The organism is Ligilactobacillus murinus, from assembly GCF_003288115.1.
Classification (GTDB): Bacteria; Bacillota; Bacilli; order Lactobacillales; family Lactobacillaceae; genus Ligilactobacillus; species Ligilactobacillus murinus.
In genome coordinates, this window is record NZ_CP023565.1 from 374,577 (window position 1) to 394,012 (window position 19,436).

Annotated in this window: 16 protein-coding genes; 15 read left to right on the plus strand and 1 reads right to left on the minus strand. The window is 39.6% G+C overall.

The genetic code is table 11. The annotated features are described in order from the left end of the window. Positions 1–333 precede the first annotated feature (333 nt). From CPS94_RS01900 to smpB, 9 genes are all read left to right on the plus strand, one after another. Positions 334–1,362 (plus strand): sugar-binding transcriptional regulator, encoded by a 1,029-nt coding sequence (locus CPS94_RS01900; protein WP_112286350.1) that lies wholly within the window; start codon positions 334–336, stop codon positions 1,360–1,362. Positions 1,363–1,420: 58 nt separating this feature from the next. Further along, positions 1,421–2,434, plus strand: a complete 1,014-nt coding sequence (gap, locus tag CPS94_RS01905) for a type I glyceraldehyde-3-phosphate dehydrogenase (RefSeq protein WP_010689278.1) — start codon at positions 1,421–1,423, stop codon at positions 2,432–2,434. Between the two features lie 102 nt (positions 2,435–2,536). Next, positions 2,537–3,730, plus strand: coding sequence for a phosphoglycerate kinase (locus CPS94_RS01910; protein WP_004048251.1), 1,194 nt, complete (start codon positions 2,537–2,539; stop codon positions 3,728–3,730). 84 nt (positions 3,731–3,814) lie between these two features. Further along, complete coding sequence (gene tpiA, locus CPS94_RS01915) at positions 3,815–4,570, plus strand: triose-phosphate isomerase (protein ID WP_004048250.1); 756 nt, start codon at positions 3,815–3,817, stop codon at positions 4,568–4,570. 118 nt (positions 4,571–4,688) lie between these two features. Next, on the plus strand, positions 4,689–6,014 hold the full coding sequence (gene eno / locus CPS94_RS01920; protein ID WP_004048249.1) for a phosphopyruvate hydratase: 1,326 nt from the start codon (positions 4,689–4,691) through the stop codon (positions 6,012–6,014). Between the two features lie 122 nt (positions 6,015–6,136). Next, complete coding sequence (locus CPS94_RS01925) at positions 6,137–7,702, plus strand: ClC family H(+)/Cl(-) exchange transporter (RefSeq protein WP_112195463.1); 1,566 nt, start codon at positions 6,137–6,139, stop codon at positions 7,700–7,702. A gap of 87 nt (positions 7,703–7,789) precedes the next feature. Beyond that, positions 7,790–8,026 carry a preprotein translocase subunit SecG gene (gene secG, locus CPS94_RS01930; RefSeq protein ID WP_004048247.1) on the plus strand — a complete coding sequence of 79 codons (237 nt, stop codon included), beginning with the start codon at positions 7,790–7,792 and terminating at the stop codon, positions 8,024–8,026. Positions 8,027–8,125: 99 nt separating this feature from the next. Then, on the plus strand, positions 8,126–10,516 hold the full coding sequence (gene rnr, locus CPS94_RS01935) for a ribonuclease R (RefSeq protein WP_112195461.1): 2,391 nt from the start codon (positions 8,126–8,128) through the stop codon (positions 10,514–10,516). Between the two features lie 22 nt (positions 10,517–10,538). Beyond that, positions 10,539–11,006: an SsrA-binding protein SmpB gene (gene smpB, locus CPS94_RS01940; protein ID WP_004048245.1), complete on the plus strand. Its 468-nt coding sequence runs from the start codon at positions 10,539–10,541 to the stop codon at positions 11,004–11,006. Between the two features lie 107 nt (positions 11,007–11,113). Here the strand turns inward: smpB and CPS94_RS01945 are convergent, their stop codons facing one another. Next, on the minus strand, positions 11,114–11,707 hold the full coding sequence (locus CPS94_RS01945; protein WP_112195459.1) for a TIGR01440 family protein: 594 nt from the start codon (positions 11,705–11,707) through the stop codon (positions 11,114–11,116). Between the two features lie 334 nt (positions 11,708–12,041). On the opposite strand from CPS94_RS01945, the gene nrdD reads away from it, so the two are divergent. The 6 genes from nrdD to pepF all read left to right on the plus strand — a co-directional run bounded on the left by nrdD (position 12,042) and on the right by pepF (position 19,426). Next, the gene (gene nrdD / locus CPS94_RS01950) at positions 12,042–14,207 is read left to right on the plus strand and encodes an anaerobic ribonucleoside-triphosphate reductase (RefSeq protein ID WP_112195457.1); all 2,166 of its coding nucleotides are present in this window, start codon (positions 12,042–12,044) and stop codon (positions 14,205–14,207) included. Continuing rightward, positions 14,197–14,874, plus strand: coding sequence for an anaerobic ribonucleoside-triphosphate reductase activating protein (nrdG, locus tag CPS94_RS01955; RefSeq protein ID WP_112195455.1), 678 nt, complete (start codon positions 14,197–14,199; stop codon positions 14,872–14,874). The genes nrdD and nrdG overlap by 11 nt, the downstream gene beginning before the upstream one ends. A gap of 356 nt (positions 14,875–15,230) precedes the next feature. Further along, complete coding sequence (gene spxA, locus CPS94_RS01960) at positions 15,231–15,629, plus strand: transcriptional regulator SpxA (RefSeq protein ID WP_004048229.1); 399 nt, start codon at positions 15,231–15,233, stop codon at positions 15,627–15,629. A gap of 134 nt (positions 15,630–15,763) precedes the next feature. Continuing rightward, complete coding sequence (locus CPS94_RS01965; protein WP_004048228.1) at positions 15,764–16,513, plus strand: adaptor protein MecA; 750 nt, start codon at positions 15,764–15,766, stop codon at positions 16,511–16,513. 91 nt (positions 16,514–16,604) lie between these two features. Continuing rightward, a complete protein-coding gene (locus CPS94_RS01970; protein ID WP_112195453.1) occupies positions 16,605–17,579 on the plus strand; it encodes a competence protein CoiA in 975 nt (324 codons plus the stop codon). Between the two features lie 38 nt (positions 17,580–17,617). Then, positions 17,618–19,426 carry an oligoendopeptidase F gene (gene pepF, locus CPS94_RS01975; RefSeq protein WP_112195451.1) on the plus strand — a complete coding sequence of 603 codons (1,809 nt, stop codon included), beginning with the start codon at positions 17,618–17,620 and terminating at the stop codon, positions 19,424–19,426. The last annotated feature ends 10 nt before the right edge of the window (positions 19,427–19,436 follow it).

Here is a 19,436-nt window from a genome sequence, read left to right on the forward strand (position 1 = left end):
AATATTTTCTAAAAAACATGATTGTTCCTTGATTTACGGGCGATAAGGGTATGTTTTGAAGTTAAAGTTCGTTAATTTATAAACGATCACACTTGTAAACTGCTAAAACTTCGGATAGTCGGTAGTGTGGCTAAGTGACTTTCGTTTTTTTTATTGAATTTTCGCGCTCAATACCTTGCAAAAGGGAAATATTGTTGTTATAATTTCATTGTGCTTAGGAGAGTGGGTCATCACGGTAGGATAATTTGTGATGATTTACTTAAGTGATCAGCTCAGCAATGAGTTGTCCAACCTCTGGACGTTTCATGTCCCACAGAAAGGGAGACGAAGATTATGCACCAAGAGATCGAGTGGATCGAGCGGATCGTTCCAGATGTGATCGATACCTTAAGTCAAAGATACGCAGTGCTAAAGCAGATTGCAGCATTTGGACCAATAGGTAGACGTTCATTAGCCGAAGCCTTGGGCATGAGCGAACGGATCCTACGGAGTGAGGCAGATTGCCTAAAACGACAAGAACTCGTCGCAGCAACTAAGTCTGGGATGGTCTTGACAGATAAGGGTAAAGAAGTTATTCAGGGGTTAGCAAGTTTTATCGATCAATTATTAGATCTTAAGCAATTGGAATTGCGTTTGAGTCAAAAGCTTGGGATCGAGAACTGTTTGGTCGTTGCTGGTGACAGCGATGATCAGTTACAGGTAGTTGATGAGATGGGAAAACTTGTTACCAACACATTAAAGACGTTATTGCCCCATGGTCGTAATATTATAGCGGCTATGGGTGGGACGACAATGGCACAGATCGCTGCCTGTTTGACTCCTGATATTGGTCTTCAACGTGAGCTTCTCTTTGTGCCTGCACGAGGAGGACTAGGTGAACGGATGGAGATCCAGGCAAATAACGTGTGTGCTCGGATGGCTCGACGGACTGGTGGGAAAAGCCGTTCGCTCTATGTGCCCGAGCAAGTAAGCGAGAGTACGTATCGTCCATTGTTAAAAGAACCTGCTGTTCAAGAGGTCGTCAATTTGATCGGCCAAAGTAATGCTGTGATCCACAGCATCGGAACAGCAATGCATATGGCACATCGACGTTCGATGGCGCCAGAAGTGATCGCAATGCTAAATAAGAAAAAAGCGGTCGGTGAAGCATTTGGTTACTTTTTTGATGAAAAAGGGCAGATCGTGTATCGGATCTCACGTATCGGGATCCAGTTAGAAGACCTCGCTTCTATGGAATGTGTAATTGCCGTCGCTGGTGGCACTTCAAAAGCTAAAGCGATCGTCTCTTACATGAAACACGCTCCTAAACAAACATGTCTGATCACAGACGAAGGAGCAGCAAAAGCGATTTTAAAAGAGTAGTGTTTTGAACATTACTTTTTAAAATAAATTTTTATTTCCTAAAGGAGGAAATTGTAGTATGACTACTAAAGTAGGTATTAATGGTTTTGGTCGTATCGGCCGTTTAGCATTCCGTCGTATTGCTGAAACATCAAAAGACTTGGAAATCGTTGCTATCAACGACTTGACATCTCCAGCAATGTTGGCTCACTTGTTGAAATATGATACAGCTCATGGTCAATTTGAAGGTGAAGTTTCCGCAACAGAAAACGCACTTATCGTTAATGGTAAGGAAATTCCTGTTTACGCAGAAGCAGATGCACGCAACATTCCTTGGGTTAAAAACGATGGTGTAGAATTGGTTCTTGAATCAACAGGTTTCTATACATCTCCAGAAAAGGCACAAGCACACGTAGAAGCAGGTGCTAAGAAAGTTCTTGTTTCAGCTCCAGCTGGCAAGATGAAGACGATCGTTTACGGTGTTAACGATGATACATTGACACCAGAAGACCAAATCGTTTCTGCTGCTTCATGTACAACAAACTGCTTGGCACCACTTGCTAAAGCTGTTAACGATGCATTTGGCATCAAAGCTGGTACAATGACAACGATCCACGCTTACACAGCTACACAAAAATTACAAGATGGTCCAGATCGCGGTGGTAACGTACGTAACGCACGTGCTGCAGCTCAAAACACAATTCCTCACTCAACAGGTGCTGCTAAAGCTATCGGCTTAGTTGTTCCAGAATTGAACGGCAAGTTAGACGGTCATGCACAACGTGTTCCTGTTATCACAGGTTCATTAACAGAATTAGTTGCAACTCTTGACAAAGAAGTTACAGCTGAAGAAGTTAACGAAGCAGTTAAGAAAGTTACAGAAAACAACCCATCATTTGGTTACAATGCTGACGGTATCGTTTCTTCAGATATCATCGGTACATCATTTGGTTCAATCTTCGACCCAACACAAACACAAGTTGTTGGTGAAGGCGATGCACAAGTTGTTAAGACTGTTGCATGGTACGACAACGAAGCTGGCTTTACAGCACAAATGATCCGTACATTAGAAAAATTTGCAAGCATGCTTTAAGATTTAGCTAAACGCTAATTTTAACTTGTTATGCAGGTTATGAGGCGGGGGGAGGCAGACTCCTCCCGCCTTTTATTTTTAACAAATCATGGAGGCTTACTTATGTCTAAACTTATTGTTTCAGATTTAAAAGATCTTAAAGGTAAAAAAGTATTAGTTCGTGTTGACTTTAATGTTCCTATCAAAGACGGCGTTATCGGTGATGATAACCGTATGGTAGCTGCATTGCCAACTATCAAATACATCACAGATCAAGGTGGCAAGGCTATTTTGTTCTCACACCTTGGCCGTATCAAGACTGAAGAAGACAAAGAAAAGTTGTCTTTACGTCCAGTTGCAGAACACTTAGCTGATCTTTTGAACAAGAAAGTTACTTTTGTACCAGCTACACGTGGTGAACAATTAGAAAAAGCTATTGCTGAAATGGAAGATGGCGATGTTTTAGTTGTTGAAAATACACGTTTTGAAGACTTAGACGGTAAGAAAGAATCTGGCAACGATCCAGAACTTGGCAAGTACTGGGCATCACTTGGCGATGTATTCGTTAATGATGCATTTGGTACAGCACACCGTTCCCATGCTTCTAACGTTGGTATCGCAAGCAACATGAAACAAGCAGCAGCTGGTTTCTTATTAGAAAAAGAGATCAAGTTCTTAGGTGAAGCTGTTGACAACCCAGTACATCCATTTGTTGCTATCTTAGGTGGTGCTAAGGTTTCTGATAAGATCGGTGTTATCGAACACTTACTTGATAAAGCTGACAAGATCATCGTTGGTGGTGGTATGACATACACATTCTACGCTGCTAAAGGTATCAAGATCGGTAACTCCTTAGTTGAAGAAGATAAGATCGAATTGGCTAAAGAATTGCTTGAAAAAGCTGGCGACAAGATCGTCTTACCAGTTGATAACGTATGTGCACCTGAATTCAACAATGATGCACCTGCAGAAGTATTTGAAGGCGATATTCCTGATGGCTATATGGCACTTGATATCGGACCAAAATCTGTTGAATTGTTCAAGAGCGTTTTAAAAGATGCTAAGACAGTTGTTTGGAACGGACCTATGGGTGTATTTGAAATGCCTAACTTTGCTAAGGGTACACTTGGCGTTGGTGAGTTCTTAGGCACATTGACAGATGCAACTACGATCGTTGGTGGTGGTGACTCAACTGCTGCTGTTAAGAAATTAGGTATCGCAGACAAGTTGACACACATTTCTACTGGTGGTGGTGCATCTCTTGAATATCTTGAAGGTAAGACACTTCCTGGGATTGCTGCCGTTTCTGACAAGTAATAACCATTGATCAATTGCTGACAGGGGTAATGTTTTTGCCCCTGCCAGTTTGTTTAAACAATTTTCTTTGAAAGGATGATTTTCGTGCGTACACCAATTATTGCAGGTAACTGGAAAATGAACATGAATCCAGAACAAACTGCTGAATTTGTAAAAGCCGTTAAAGATAAATTACCAAAGGCAACAGAAGTAGAATCTGTTATTGCCGCTCCAGCTGTTGATCTTCCAGCATTGCTAGAAAATGCTAAAGGTTCAGAATTAAAAGTAGCTGCTGAAAACTGCTACTTTGAAGATGAAGGTGCCTTTACAGGTGAAACTTCACCTAAAGTTTTAAAAGAAATGGGCGTTGACTATGTGATCATCGGTCACTCCGAACGTCGCGACTACTTCCATGAAACAGACGAAGACATCAATAAAAAAGCCCATGCTATCTTTAACAATGGCATGACACCTATCGTTTGCTGTGGTGAATCTTTAGAAACTCGTGAAGCTGGCAAGGCTGAAGAATGGGTCGAAGCACAAGTTAAGGCTGCGCTTAAAGACTTAACAGCAGAACAAGTTTCAAACCTTGTGATCGCCTATGAACCTATCTGGGCTATCGGTACAGGTAAGACAGCTACATCTGACCAAGCAGAAGAGATCTGTGCAGTTGTAAGAAAGACTGTTGCTGACTTATACGACCAAGGCGTTGCTGATAAAGTTCGCATCCAATACGGTGGTTCTGTAAAACCAGCTAACGTTAAAGAATTAATGGCTAAGCCAAACATCGATGGTGGCTTAGTTGGTGGGGCTTCATTAGTTCCTGAATCATATCTAGAATTGGTTAATTTTAACGACTAGATTAATTTTTGCTTGAACCTTCATGAAATGGATTGAAAGTTTAGGCCAAAACCATTAAAATAATTGATGAGGACAATATTTCTCAAAGTCAATCAAACTAAAAGGAGAGTAATATTTTATGTCTGCAATTACAGAAATTTATGCTCGCGAAGTCTTAGACTCACGCGGCAACCCAACAGTTGAAGCTGAAGTTTACACAGAAGATGGCGGTTTTGGTCGCGGTATCGTGCCTTCCGGTGCTTCTACAGGTGAACACGAAGCTGTTGAATTGCGTGACGGCGACAAGTCACGTTACATGGGCAAAGGTGTTACAAAAGCTGTTGCTAATGTAAATGACATTATCGCAAAAGAAATCGTTGGCTACGAAGTAACAGACCAAATCGCTATTGACAAAGCTATGATCGCTTTGGATGGTACACCAAACAAAGGTAAACTTGGTGCTAACGCTATCTTGGCTGTTTCCATCGCTGTTGCTCGTGCAGCTGCTGATGAATTACAAGTGCCATTGTACAACTACATGGGTGGTACAAATGCACACGTATTGCCAACACCAATGATGAACGTTATCAACGGTGGGGCACACTCAGATAACAAGGTTGACTTCCAAGAATTCATGATCATGCCTGTTGGTGCTTCTTCTATCAAGGAAGCTGTTCGTATGGGTTCTGAAACATTCCACAACTTGCAAAAACTTCTTGCAGCTGATGGCAAAGTAACTTCTGTTGGTGATGAAGGTGGTTTTGCACCTGACTTCGCAAACAACGAAGAACCATTACAATACTTGATCAAAGCTATCGAAGCAGCTGGTTACAAGCCAGGTAAAGATATCTCTATCGCTATCGACGTTGCTTCTTCTGAACTTTGGGATGGTGAAACTGGCAAGTACAAACTTCGCTGGTCAACAGGTGAAGAATTCACAACAGCTGAATTCATCAAATATCTTGAAGGTTTAGTTGCTAAATACCCAATCATCTCGATCGAAGATCCTATCGATGAAAACAACTGGGATGACTGGAAAGAAATCACAGCTGAACTTGGCAAGAAGGTTCAATTGGTTGGTGACGACTTCTTCGTTACAAATACACAATACTTAGCTAAGGGTATCCGTATGGGTTGTGCAAACTCCATCTTGATCAAAGTTAACCAAATCGGTACTTTGACAGAAACTTTCGAAGCTATTGAAATGGCTAAGGAAGCTGGTTACACAGCTATCGTTTCCCACCGTTCTGGTGAAACAGAAGATACAACAATCGCTGACTTAGTCGTTGCTACAAACGCTGGCCAAATCAAGACAGGTTCAATGAGCCGTACAGACCGTATCGCTAAGTACAACCAATTAATGCGTATCGAAGATCAATTGACAAGTGGTGTTGCTCAATACAAGGGTATCAATTCTTTCTACAACTTGAGTGAACAAGCACGTCAAGCAATCGAAGAAAAGTAATTAGTTGATTGACTTAACAATCTAGTAGTATAGCTACTACAAAAAGAGACCTGTTATAGGTCTCTTTTTGTTTTTACATAATTTTTATAAGGGGTATTGTCGCTAAGACAATAATAGAAAAAATGAAAAAAATTCAGGAATTTAGATTTAAAAATTTAAATTATATTCGTTTTCGTTTTATCATGCATGGTGCCTTTGTCGGGGTAGTCGCTGGTTTTGTTGTCAGTTTCTTTCGCTTGGTGATCGAAAAGTTACTTACAGTGATGCAGACACTTTATCCAAAACTACTAGAAACACCGCTACTTTGGCCACTTGTGATCGGATATTTAATGTTGGTCTTATTGGTAAATGCACATTTTTTGGCTAAAGAGCCTAATATCAGTGGTTCTGGGATCCCACAAGTTGAAGGTCAGTTAGCTGGTCTACTAGAAGTGAAATGGTGGTCAGTTCTATGGCGAAAATGGATCGGTGGGGTCTTGGCGATCGGTTCAGGTTTGTTTTTAGGACGTGAAGGCCCTTCGATCCAATTAGGAGCAATGGTAGGGCAAGGAGTTGCTAAAGGCCTACACTTGCCTAAGACAAAAGAACGTTGTTTATTAGCTGGTGGAGCAGCGGCAGGTTTAGCAGCCGCATTTAATGCTCCGATCGCAGCTTCATTGTTTGTAGTTGAGGAGATCTATCATAATTTTTCACCTTTTGTGTGGACGACTTCCTTAGCAGCTGCGGTTACGGCTAATTTTGTTTCGTTGAGTTTTTTTGGATCACGACCGGTCTTATATCTACCACATGATCAGAGTTTTCCTCCAAAAAGTTATGGCTTATTGGTTATTTTAGGGGTCATCTTAGGCCTTTTAGGTCTGCTGTACGAATTTTTGACACTAAATAGTAGCTATTTATATCAAAAAATAAAGTGTTTAACACCACGCTTTTATAGTCTGATCCCCCTAAGTATAGTCGTATTTATCGGAATGTTTTGGCCTAAAGTTTTAGGTGGGGGCAATAAATTGATCACGAGTCTACCAGTGTTACATTTATCTTTACTGGGATTATTAGGATTATTTGTACTACGATTAGTTTTTTCTACGCTTTCCTATGGTTCGAGTTTACCCGGTGGGATATTTTTACCGATCTTGACATTAGGTGCACTTTTGGGAGCGATCTATTGGAAAATTTTAGCTGATATCGGTTTGTTGACTCCAGCACTTTTGACTAATTGTATCGTTTATGCGATGGCAGGGTATTTTGCAGGAATAAGTAAGGCACCTTTTACTGCGATCTTATTGGTCACCGAGATGGTCGGATCGCTCGAACATCTTATGCCGTTAGCATTGGTTACTTTAAGTGCTTATGCCGTATGTGATATTTTACATGGACGGCCTATTTATGAAGCAATGCTGGACAATCTGGCCGCACATACCGCTAAAGTTTCGCTCTTATCGACTGAACAACATGAACAATTCGAATTTCCGATCTTTGTAGGATCCAATTTACAGGATAGAATGATAAAAGATATCAAATGGCCTAAAGAATGTCTGCTATTAGTGATCAGAAGAGGGGAAAAAGAGATCTTACCACATGGTGAAACAGTGCTTAAAGCAGGCGACACTTTGGTTCTTTTGACCACACCTAAAGATCGGCGCTCAGTTCAATTAAATTTGAATAAATTGTCCAAGCTACCACCGGATTAAGGATAATTGTCACTGGAAAAATTTTAGTAAGTATGCTAAATTATAATAGATATAGTTTACCATAGCGGGTAAGGAGGTAAATTTGGATTGTACAATATACTTTTAACACTTTTATTGATCGTGTCAGTGTTGATCATTATTGCTGTTTTAATGCAACCAGCTAAGACCGATAATGCATCTTCAGCTTTATCTGGAGGAGCTACCGAATTATTTAGTAAGCAAAAGCCACGTGGATTTGAAGCGTTTATGCAAAAGGTCACTGCCTTTTTAGGGGTCGTGTTCTTTGCGTTATCTTTAGCTTTAGTATACATCTCGGCACACTAGCTTTATATTTAAAGCCTCCTGCATAATGATCACAGGGGGCTTTTTTAGAGTAAAGCAATAACAGTGAAGATCAAGTATTTCGAAATGATGAGGATTTAAATGGAAAAAGAAAAGATAAAAGAAGCATTAATAGGTTACTTTGAAGCAGAACCTGAAGAGAAATTTACTGTTCAAGAGCTAGCCGACAAGTTAAAAATGAATAAGGCTGGGCAATTTAATTTTGTCGTTCAAGCTGTAGCTCAACTTGAACATGATAAAGTCATTACTTTGGATGATGAAGGCAATTTTAGTCTTGTTCGGCATGAAAGCGCCCCTAAATTTCCGGGGATCTTTCATGCAAATGACCGAGGTTTTGGTTTTGTGACGGTCGATCCTGAAGAACCAGACTATTTTATCAATCCAACACAGACTCTTTCAGCATTAAATGGTGATGAGGTCGAAGTTGAAATGATCGCAGCAGGTGATCCAACGATCGGTAAAAGACCTGAAGGAAAGATCACTAAGATCATTCAACGGAATTTGACACAAGTCGTGGGTGAATTTAAACCTTTGGAAGGTGAAAATCTACCTAATGGGATCATTGGGAGCGTTCATCTACGTGATAAGAAACTTTCAAATTATCGTTTTTTAGTTGAAGATACTGGTCTACATCCAGTTGCTGGTGAGATCGTATTAGCTGATATTACGACTTATCCAAGTCCTGAACTTCCAGGGATCATTAAGGGGATCGCAACTAAAGTGATCGGAAATGTCAATGATCCAGGGATCGATATCTTACAGATCGTATATCAACATGATATTCCACACCAATTTCCAGAAGATGTGATGCAACAAGTGGCTAAGATCCCTGATCATGTGACTCCAGAACAAAAGATCGGACGTCGTGATCTAACAAGTGAACCAATGGTAACGATCGATAGTATCGAATCAAAAGACCTAGATGATGCTGTTAGTGTCCGAAAATTAGCCAACGGCAACTACCATTTAGGAGTCCATATTGCTGATGTATCTCATTATGTGACGCCTAATACCCCATTAGACCGAGAAGCTTTTGAGCGTGGGACATCAGTCTATTTGACGGATCGTGTGATCCCAATGATCCCAGCTAAATTATCTAATGGGATCTGTTCATTGAATCCCCAAGTTGAACGATTAGCTTTGACTTGTGAGATGCAGATCGATCCGCAAGGTGAAGTAGTTTCACACGAGATCTTTCCAAGTGTGATCAAAACGACGGAACGGATGACTTATAAAGCGATCAATAAGATCTTGGAATCAGATGATCAAAAAGAAAAAGAACGGTATCATGACCTAGTGCCGATGTTTGAAGAAATGGCAGAACTACACAAGATCCTTTTAAAAATGCGCAAGCGTCGTGGTGCGATCGAATTTGAAGATACCGAAGCTAAGATCATTGTAGATGAAAAAGGGCATGCGATCGACATTCAATTACGTGAACGTGGTACAAGTGAGCGTATGGTCGAATCATTTATGTTAGCGGCAAATGAAACAGTGGCAGCACACTATAAGAATTTACATGTTCCGTTTATTTATCGGATCCATGAAACACCAAAAGAAGAAAAGATCAAGTCATTTTTTGAGATGTTATCTGGTTTAGGTGTCGAAGTAACTGGGAAAGTGACCGACATCAAACCTAAAATGTTACAAAAGATCTTAAAAAAAGTTGCTGGTAAACCTGAAGAACCTATGGTTTCAGTGATGTTGCTCCGTTCGATGCAACAAGCCAAATATTCACCAGAACCTTTGGGACATTTTGGTTTAGCTGCTAAAGATTATACTCATTTTACTTCTCCGATCAGACGTTACCCTGACTTAATGGCTCATCGAATGATCCATTATTACGCTGAAAATGGGCTTGGTGAAGCTAGTCAAGCTAAATTCCAAGCAGAATTACCAGAAGTTAGCCAACACAGTTCACAAGCTGAACGGCGAGCGATCGATGCTGAGCGTGATACTGATGCAATGAAAAAAGCTGAATATATGGCTGATCATGTCGGTGAAGAATTTGATGCAGTTGTAAGCTCAGTGACTAAATTTGGGATGTTCGTTGAACTACCAAATACGGTCGAAGGCTTGATCCACATCAGTGAGATCAACGATGATTACTATGTTTTTGTTGAAAAGCAAATGGCTTTAGTCGGGCGCAAGACAAAGCAGACTTATCGTATTGGACAACCGATCCGCGTGAAGTTAGTCAATGTCAATGCCGAACAAAAAGAGATCGATTTTAAACTTTTGAGTTTAGGTGAGGCACCAAAAACTGATCTACTAGAAGGTGTTGAATTACCTGAAATGCCACCAAGAAAGAAATTTGATCGTAAAAATGGTGATAAACGTGGTAAGCGTCCCTTCAAACGACAAAATAACAATAACCGTCGTGACTATAAACGTGATAAACCTCGTTTGGGTGACCGAAATGGTGGAGGACGTAAACCATTTTATAAAAAACGGCGTGAACAAAAGAAGTAACGTCAAAAAAGGAATGAGATAAATGGTAAAAAAAGCGCAACATGAACGTCCCTTAGCGCAAAATCGTAAAGCAAGCCATGATTACTATATCTTAGATACGATCGAAGCAGGGATCGCTTTGACAGGAACTGAGATCAAATCGGTGCGAGCAGGACGCCTCAATTTAAAGGATGGTTTTGCTCAGATCAAAAATGGTGAAGCTTGGTTGATGAATGTCCATATTTCGGAATATACCCAAGGAAATAGATTCAATCATGATCCGTTGCGTAATCGTAAACTGCTTTTACATCGAAAACAGATCACTAAATTAGCAGATGATACAAGTGGTAAAGGGATCACGCTTGTACCTTTGAAGGTTTACTTAAAAAATGGTTTTGCTAAGGTTTTACTCGGAGTCGCACAAGGAAAACATAATTACGATAAACGTGAAACGATCAAACGTCGTGATCAAGAGCGCGAAATCAGACGAACATTAAAAAATTATAGTTAAAAAGTATCAGTATCCTTATTACAGGATGCTGATACTTTTTTAGTGTTCTAAATTCGAACAAGATATCACAAAAATAGTAGTATCTTGTTTGAAATCGAACTATTTGATCAAGCAAGTGAATCTAAAGGATCGAGCTGTTGATTTAAATTTTCGAATTTATAAACAGCACGTTCTCCACCGATAAGCTTTGGACGAGAACTTAGATAAGTCACATGAGCTGCACCGATCTCTTTGATCGAAGTTCTTACGGGGATCTGGACAAATTTGATGTGCATTCCGATCGCAGTATCGCCGATGTCGATCCCAGCTTTAGCAGTTACATGCTCGACTTCAACAGGATCAGAGAAGGTCTCAAAAGCAGCCACTTGAGCTGCTCCACCAGCATGAAGACTTGGACAAACAGAGACGATCTCTAGACCATGGTCGAGAGCTACTTGTCGCTCCATTGCTAAAGCCCGATTTAAGTGCTCACAACCTTGGACTGCTAGATCTACTCCTTGTGGTAAGATCTCAGTTAAAGTTTGGACGATCGTTCTTCCGATATCCAAGTTTGAATATTTTCCGATAGTTTTCCCTTGGATCTCACTGGTACTGCAACCTAAAACGAAAAGGTCGTGCTCTTTAAGATCAGTTTGAGCTAAAAATTCGGTCATTCCGGTTTTAAGCTGTGTTTTGATCTGGTCTAGAAATTCTTCTTGCATATAAAAGTCCCTACTTTCTAAAATTTTCTACTCTTTAAGTATAATACTTTCTAGCTGACTCTCTCAAAAAAAGTTTCACAACTACTAGGCAATACATGAATAGGATAAGAACGCGCTCAAAAGGTTTTATGTTGTTTTCAATATATAGTGTGCCTTTTGTGAAACCAAATACAATATATTGTGTTTTGTTGTGGATGGTTATATCATATAAAGTACCAAAGGGAAATTACAATGATTTTGAAGATAGCTGATTTTATCAGTTAGTGCGTTGCCAAGGGACCATGATAGTTAAATGTCGTGGTTCTTTGCTTTTAACTGATATAGAAGGGACCTGATGACGATGATGGAATTTAAAGAACAGACAAAATATGCATTACCCAAGGTGGTCATCAAAACAGATGGATATGAAGTGCCGCTTGCACTTTATAAATTAGAAGATCTTTTGGCTAAGTTAGATCTAGCTACAAAAAGTGATGCGATCATGTTTGCCTTGCTTGCTAAATTTGATAATAGACAAACAGTTACTAGTGCTGAGATCTATACGAAATTGTGTGAAACATTGAGCGAGCTGGGCTATGAAAAAGCAGCTGCCGCTTATATCACAGCTCATAAAGAAGAGGAGATCGAATGGCAAAAACAGACTGACCCAACACTTCGTTTAGGAAGATTACAGTCAAAAGATCCAAGTTTAGTTCATGAAAATGCTAATAAGGACAGTAATGTTTTTAATACGCAACGTGATCTTACTGCGGGAACAGTAGGGAAGACTTTAGGCTTAAAGATGATGCCAAAGCATGTTGCCAAGGCACATTTAAGAGGAGATATCCATTATCATGATCTGGACTATACTCCTTGGAGTCCGATGACAAATTGCTGTTTGATCGATTTTAAAGAAATGTTGACGAATGGGTTTAAGATCGGAAATGCTGAGGTAGAAAGTCCTCATTCGATCCAAACCGCTACGGCACAAATGTCACAGATCATCGCTAATGTAGCTTCGAGCCAGTATGGCGGTTGCTCAGCTGATCGGATCGATGAAGTTTTAGAACCGTTTGCGTTAAAAAATTATGATAAACATTTGGCTGAAGCAAAGGAGTATATCACAGATACTGATAAACAGGCTGAATTTGCTAAGAAACGGACCAAAAAAGATATTTATGATGCGATGCAAGCACTTGAATATGAGATCAACACACTGTTTTCTTCACAAGGGCAAACACCTTTTACTACGTTAGGGTTTGGTTTAGGGACATCATGGATCGCACGTGAGATCCAAAGATCGATCTTAAAGATCAGGATCGGCGGGCTAGGAAAAGAAAAGCGCACCGCGATCTTCCCTAAATTGGTCTTTACGCTCAAAAAAAATCTAAATCTAAAACCAGGTGATCCTAATTATGATATCAAACAGTTAGCTGTTGAGTGTGCTACTAAACGAATGTACCCTGACGTTTTGATGTATGACAAGATCAAGGAATTGACTGGAAGTTTTAAAGCTCCGATGGGATGTCGGTCATTTTTACAGGGCTGGAAAGATGACCAGGGTAAAGAGATCAATTCTGGTAGAATGAATCTTGGGGTCGTGACGCTCAATTTACCTCGGATCGCTTTAGAAGCTAAAGGCGACAAAGAGCTTTTTTGGCAGATATTTAATGATAAAGTGAGATTGTGCAAAACAGCGCTTGATTTCAAAGTCGCACGTGTTTTAGATGCCCTTCCAGAAAATGCACCGATCCTTTATCAATATGGTGCTTTTGGTCAACGCTTACGTCCAGGTGAAGATGTTAGTCGTTTGTTCAAGAATGAAAGAGCGACAGTTTCGATCGGATATATCGGACTTTATGAAGTCGGAACGGCTTTTTATGGACCAAATTGGGAGCATGATAAAAAGGCGCATGATTTTACACTTGAGATCGTCAAACGTTTATCTGAAGCTTGCAAACGTTGGTCAAAAGAAAGTGGTTATCATTTCAGTGTATATTCGACGCCAAGTGAATCATTGACTGATCGCTTTTGTCGGTTAGATACAGAATTATTTGGCAATGTCAAAGATATCACTGATAAGGAATATTACACCAATAGTTTTCATTATGATGTCAGAAAGCATCCGACACCATTTGAAAAACTCGAATTTGAAATGGATTATCCCAAGTATGCTGCCGGTGGTTTTATCCATTATTGTGAATATCCTAATTTACGCCAAAATCCAAAAGCCTTAGAAGCGGTTTGGGATTTTGCGTATGATAAGATCGGTTATCTAGGGACTAATACGCCGATCGATCATTGTTATAAGTGCGGTTTTGAGGGGGAATTCAAAGCTACTGCTCGTGGCTTTGAATGTCCTGATTGTGGTAATCATGACCCTAAGAGCTGTGATTGTGTCAAGCGAACTTGTGGTTATTTAGGAAATCCATTGCAACGACCGATGGTACATGGACGCCATGAGGAGATAGCTGCTCGTGCTAAAAATATTGCTCCGGGGATGATAGTAGATGGAAAATAACGGACTGATCCGTATTACAGTCGAGGGAGATACAGCTTTTGTAGCAACTGAAACTGTATCTCCAAAATCAAAACACAGATCGCGCGCCACCAATAAAGTACGGCGCCCGAAAGACCCTAAGCCAAAAGAGTGGTTAGCTAGTGAGTTGAGTAAACAAAAAATCGCTGATTATAAACCATTTAATTTTGTTGATGGTGAAGGTGTCAGGTGCAGTTTATATGTTAGTGGGTGTAAATTTGCTTGTCCAGGATGTTATAACAAGGTAGCTCAAAATTTTAATTATGGCTTTGATTATACTAAAGAATTAGAAGACCAGATCATTAGCGATCTTTCTCATGACTATGTCCAAGGCTTAACGTTACTAGGAGGCGAACCTTTTTTAAATACCCAGGTATGTTTGCCCTTAGTTGAGCGGATAAGAAAAGAGTACGGTACATCTAAAGATATTTGGTCGTGGAGTGGTTATACTTTTGAGGAGTTATTGCTTGACTCAAAAGATAAATTGGAGTTATTGTCTAAGATCGATATTTTAGTTGACGGCCGTTTTCAAGAAGAGCTAAAGGACTTAACTTTGCAATTTAGAGGGAGTTCTAACCAACGGATCATTGATGTTCAAAGATCTTTGGCAGCTGGGAAAGTCGTTATTTGGGATAAATTAGAGCGTTGATAGATTTATATATTTAAATCTAAAAAATACTATCTAGTTATATAGTTTATTATAGAGCGCATATGTAAAAGTTTGAGTTCTTTGGTAATGTTAAAGTTGTTAGATAATTATTTAGTTAATTAAGAATAGTTTTTGGATTATATCTTATTATAAAATTAACTTTAGAGTTTGTGAATACGTTTTCTTTGAGCATCAAGGTGAGTCCTTTGTGTTTAGAATGATTCTAGAAATTTGAAGAAATTCTAGTGATCATTTTTTATAAAAAAGGTATCAATTTTTTAAAATAGGTGTATAATGATGGGTGAGGATATATATTGTATGGTTGCACCAGGTTTTATTAAGAAGGGGCGATTTATATGGTTACCTTATACACATCACCAAGTTGCACATCTTGCCGTAAGGCGCGTGCATGGCTTAAAAATCACAACATTTCTTATAGTGAGAGAAATATTTTTTCGGAACCATTGAGTATTGATGAGATCAAGCAGATCTTGAAAATGACTGAAGATGGAACAGAGGAGATCATCTCCAAACGTTCGAAGGCATATCAAGAACTTGATATCAACATCGAGGAAATGCCATTGCAAGAATTACTTGATCTAGTCCAAAAACATCCCGGCCTGTTAAGACGACCAATTATTATGGACGAAAAGCGACTTCAAGTAGGATATAATGAAGATGAGATTCGTCGTTTCCTACCACGGGAAGTGCGTGCGCTCGAATTGCGCCGTGCCCGTGAACTTGCAGGTTTCTAAAGTTTGTAATAAGATACATTATAGATTAGACCATTCCAAGTTTTTTGGGTGGTCTTTTTTGATAATTTTTGGTATGATAAAGGTTGCAAATTAAGTGTTTTGCAAGCATTTAAGTAGGAAAGGGAGGATCACAGATGGAAATGGAAAAAGTCAATGAGAATACAATTAGGGTATTGCTCGGAACCGAAGATCTGACTGATCGTGGTATCACCGTCCTTGATCTACTTGGCAATCAAAAAGAGATCGAAAATTTCTTTTTTAGCATTTTAGAAGAGGTCGATAAGGACCACGAATTTCGCGATAATGATGCGGTAACTTTCCAACTGATCCCTAATCAAAATGGATTAGAGCTATTTATTACCAAGGTGGATCCTAAAAAAGCAGAAGCTTCGATGAATTTAGAACGCGATGATTCAAAAGAAAGTGATGCAAACGCCTCGCCGTTAAATATCGCTAATGCCGGGATCGGGAATGATCTAGCTGACTATATCAGAAAACAGATCACCGGTGAAAATGAAAAAATTAGACGCCAAAAGCCTGCTTTAGCCAATGACGGTGACGGAGTATCAGGCTACTTAAAAGAAGATCCAGAAGCACAGTATCGCTATGTGGTAAGTTTTGCTGACTTTGAAGATTTTATCCAATTAGCTAAGGCTTTTAATTATGACAGTACAGTTTCGAATCTCTACCATTTAGATGGCAAATACTATCTTGAATTGATCTTTTTTGCTGATCAGATGGAAGTGGCTGATGTCAAAGATGCGATGGCTTTAGTTTATGAATATGGTCAAAAAGAACAGTTTGAATCTGCTGTCGTTAAAGAACGTGGCAAGTGTTTGATGGAACATGCGGCACTTGAATTAGCGCGGTATCATTTTAAATAATTACTGATCAAATAGGACAGGCTACCTGTTCTATTTTTTTGCATTAAATTTAGTTGTCTTTGCGTATTTTAGTAGTAAAGGGGGCTTTTAAATGTTATATGCGCTAACGAAAGATTCAAAAATGATCACAGCTCAAGTAGCAACAAAAGAGCAAAAATATTACTGTCCCAGTTGCCATGAACCTGTCATTTTGCGTCAAGGACATTATTATATGGCACATTTCGCGCATTTAAAGCAGGCTTGTGGGGCTTTTAGTGAAGGTGAGACCAGTGAACATTTACGTGGAAAACAGCTATTAGCTACTTTTTTTAGGGCGTTTGGAGCGCAAGTTAAACTTGAAGCCTATCTATCTGGACTAAAGCAACGTCCAGATCTTTTGATCCAGTTACCTGATCACCAACTTTTAGCTTTAGAATATCAATGTGCACCACTTAGTTTACGTAAATTGCAAAAACGCTCACGTGGCTATCAAAATGCCGGTCTGGCTGAATTATGGATCTTAGGGAATAAGTATAGACTTAAGCACAGTTTGCCACAACAAGTCGCACAATTTATGCGGTGGTCAAAAAATTGTGGCTTTTATTTGATCTATCTCGATCCCAGCAAGGCGTATTTTGAAGTTATTTATGGGATCCAAAAAGCTGATTTTTTGCCACTTAAATATCAATGTTGGCGGACAAATGATGTCAAAAAATTAAAAGCTTTTTTTGCTGACCCACAAAAGATACAATTAAAGCATTTATCGACAAGTGAAAGAAACAGACAAAAGCAGGCTTTGGCTAAACAGATATATTATTCGACTGGGGCCATGCGTAAATTGCAACAATTAACATATCAAAAGCGTCTAAAGCTGACGGAGGTGATAGCCGATTGTTTGGCGTTGAGTTATGGTTATCCATTATATCGGACGGCAACTTTATGGTGGCGGACAGAGATATACTGTGCTCATTTTCCAAGACCTAAAATACCGTCTTACGAGCTAGTTTTTGTTAATTTGAAGCCATTTGTTGAGCAGGACATTGATAATTTTTGTAAAGGACTTGCTTTTCTTAAAAAAAGTTTCTAAAATTAAGGCACTACCTATAATTAAAGGGGGATTTTGTGATGAGTGAAGTAACACGTCTACCAAAAAGATCAGAGGTGCCACTCGAGCTTACTTGGGATCTGACTAAGATCTTTGCGACTGATGCAGAATTTGAAGAAGCATTTGGGCAAGTTGTTAAAGCAGCTGAAGATTTTGAACAATACAAAGGAACATTAGAAAATGGGGCCCAAGCCTTTTTAGTTGCTCTAATGGCAATGCTTAAGTTGGATCGTCAACTTGAAGTAGTCTATGTCTATGCAAGCATGAAAAATGATGAGGATACTGCTAATGCTAAGTACCAAGCTTTAATGGCACGGGTCCAAAAGTTATTGGCTGATGTTTCAGCCAAATTAGCTTGGTTTCAGCCTGAATTATTAGCTTTAGCACCAGAAAAATTAGCAAGCTATTATCAAGCTGAGTCTAGATTGAATGCCTATAAAACATTAGTCAATGATTGGACTCGACTTCGCGCCCATGTCTTGAGTGAAAAAGAAGAAGCGCTATTAGCAGGTGCAAGCGACATCTTAGGCGCTTCGGCTAATGTTTTTGAAGTTTTAAACAATGCTGATCTAAAATTTCCCGTAGTAACTGATGGATCGGGTTCAAAAGTCGAGCTTTCAAATGGAGTCTACGGTAAATTGCTCGAAGCGACCGAGCGCTCAGTTAGACGTGAGGCATTCGAACAGTTATACACTGTGTATAAGCAGTTCAGACATACGTTTGCGGCTACTCTGTCTGCGCATGTACGTAAGCATAATTTTTCAGCTAAATTACGTAATTATCAAAGTGCCAAGGAAGCTTCATTAGCCCAAAATAATATTCCAGTAGCTGTTTATGATACTTTAGTTAAAACAGTCAATGAAAATTTGGAGCTACTGCATGATTATGTAGCTTTACGTAAGGATATCTTAAGGGTCGATGAGTTGCATATGTATGATATGTATACTCCCTTGACGGGTGAACCGACATTGACGTTTACTTATGAGCAGGCTAAAAAGATGACCTTAGAGGCTTTGAGCGTCTTAGGCGAAGAATATACTACCTATGTAGAGAAGGCTTTTGCTGAACGGTGGATCGATGTTGTTGCTAATGCAGGTAAGCGTTCGGGGGCCTATTCGGGTGGGGCCTATGATACTGCACCATATATTTTATTGAATTGGCAAGATACGCTAGATAATCTCTTTACATTAGTCCATGAGATGGGACACACGATGCACAGCTACTATACACGGACTAATCAACCTTATCAATATGGGGATTATTCGATCTTTGTTGCTGAGATCGCATCAACGACAAACGAAAACTTGTTGACCCAGTATTTGCTAGAGACCCAGACTGATCCTAAGGTACGGGCTTACGTATTGAATCACTATTTAGATGGCTTTAAGGGAACCGTTTATCGGCAAACACAATTTGCTGAATTTGAAGCTTGGATCCATGAGCAAGATGCGTCACAAGTGCCATTAACAGCAGATCTGATGTCAGACTTTTACAGTAAATTAAATCAACGCTACTATGGTGATGCAGTTGAAAATGACCCAGAGATCGCATATGAATGGTCACGGATCCCGCATTTCTACTATAATTTCTATGTCTATCAATATGCAACTGGTTTTGGTGCGGCCTCTACTTTAGCAGAGCGCGTCTTAGATGAAGAGCCTGCGCACACTGAAGCTTATTTGAACTACTTAAAAGCAGGTAGTTCAGCGGCTCCATTGGAAGTAATGAAAAAAGCTGGTGTCGATATGACTGATAGTCAATATTTAGAGAAAGCTTTTGGGATCTTTAAGGAACGTTTGGCTGAATTAAAAGAGCTATTAGCTAAATAGACAATAAAAA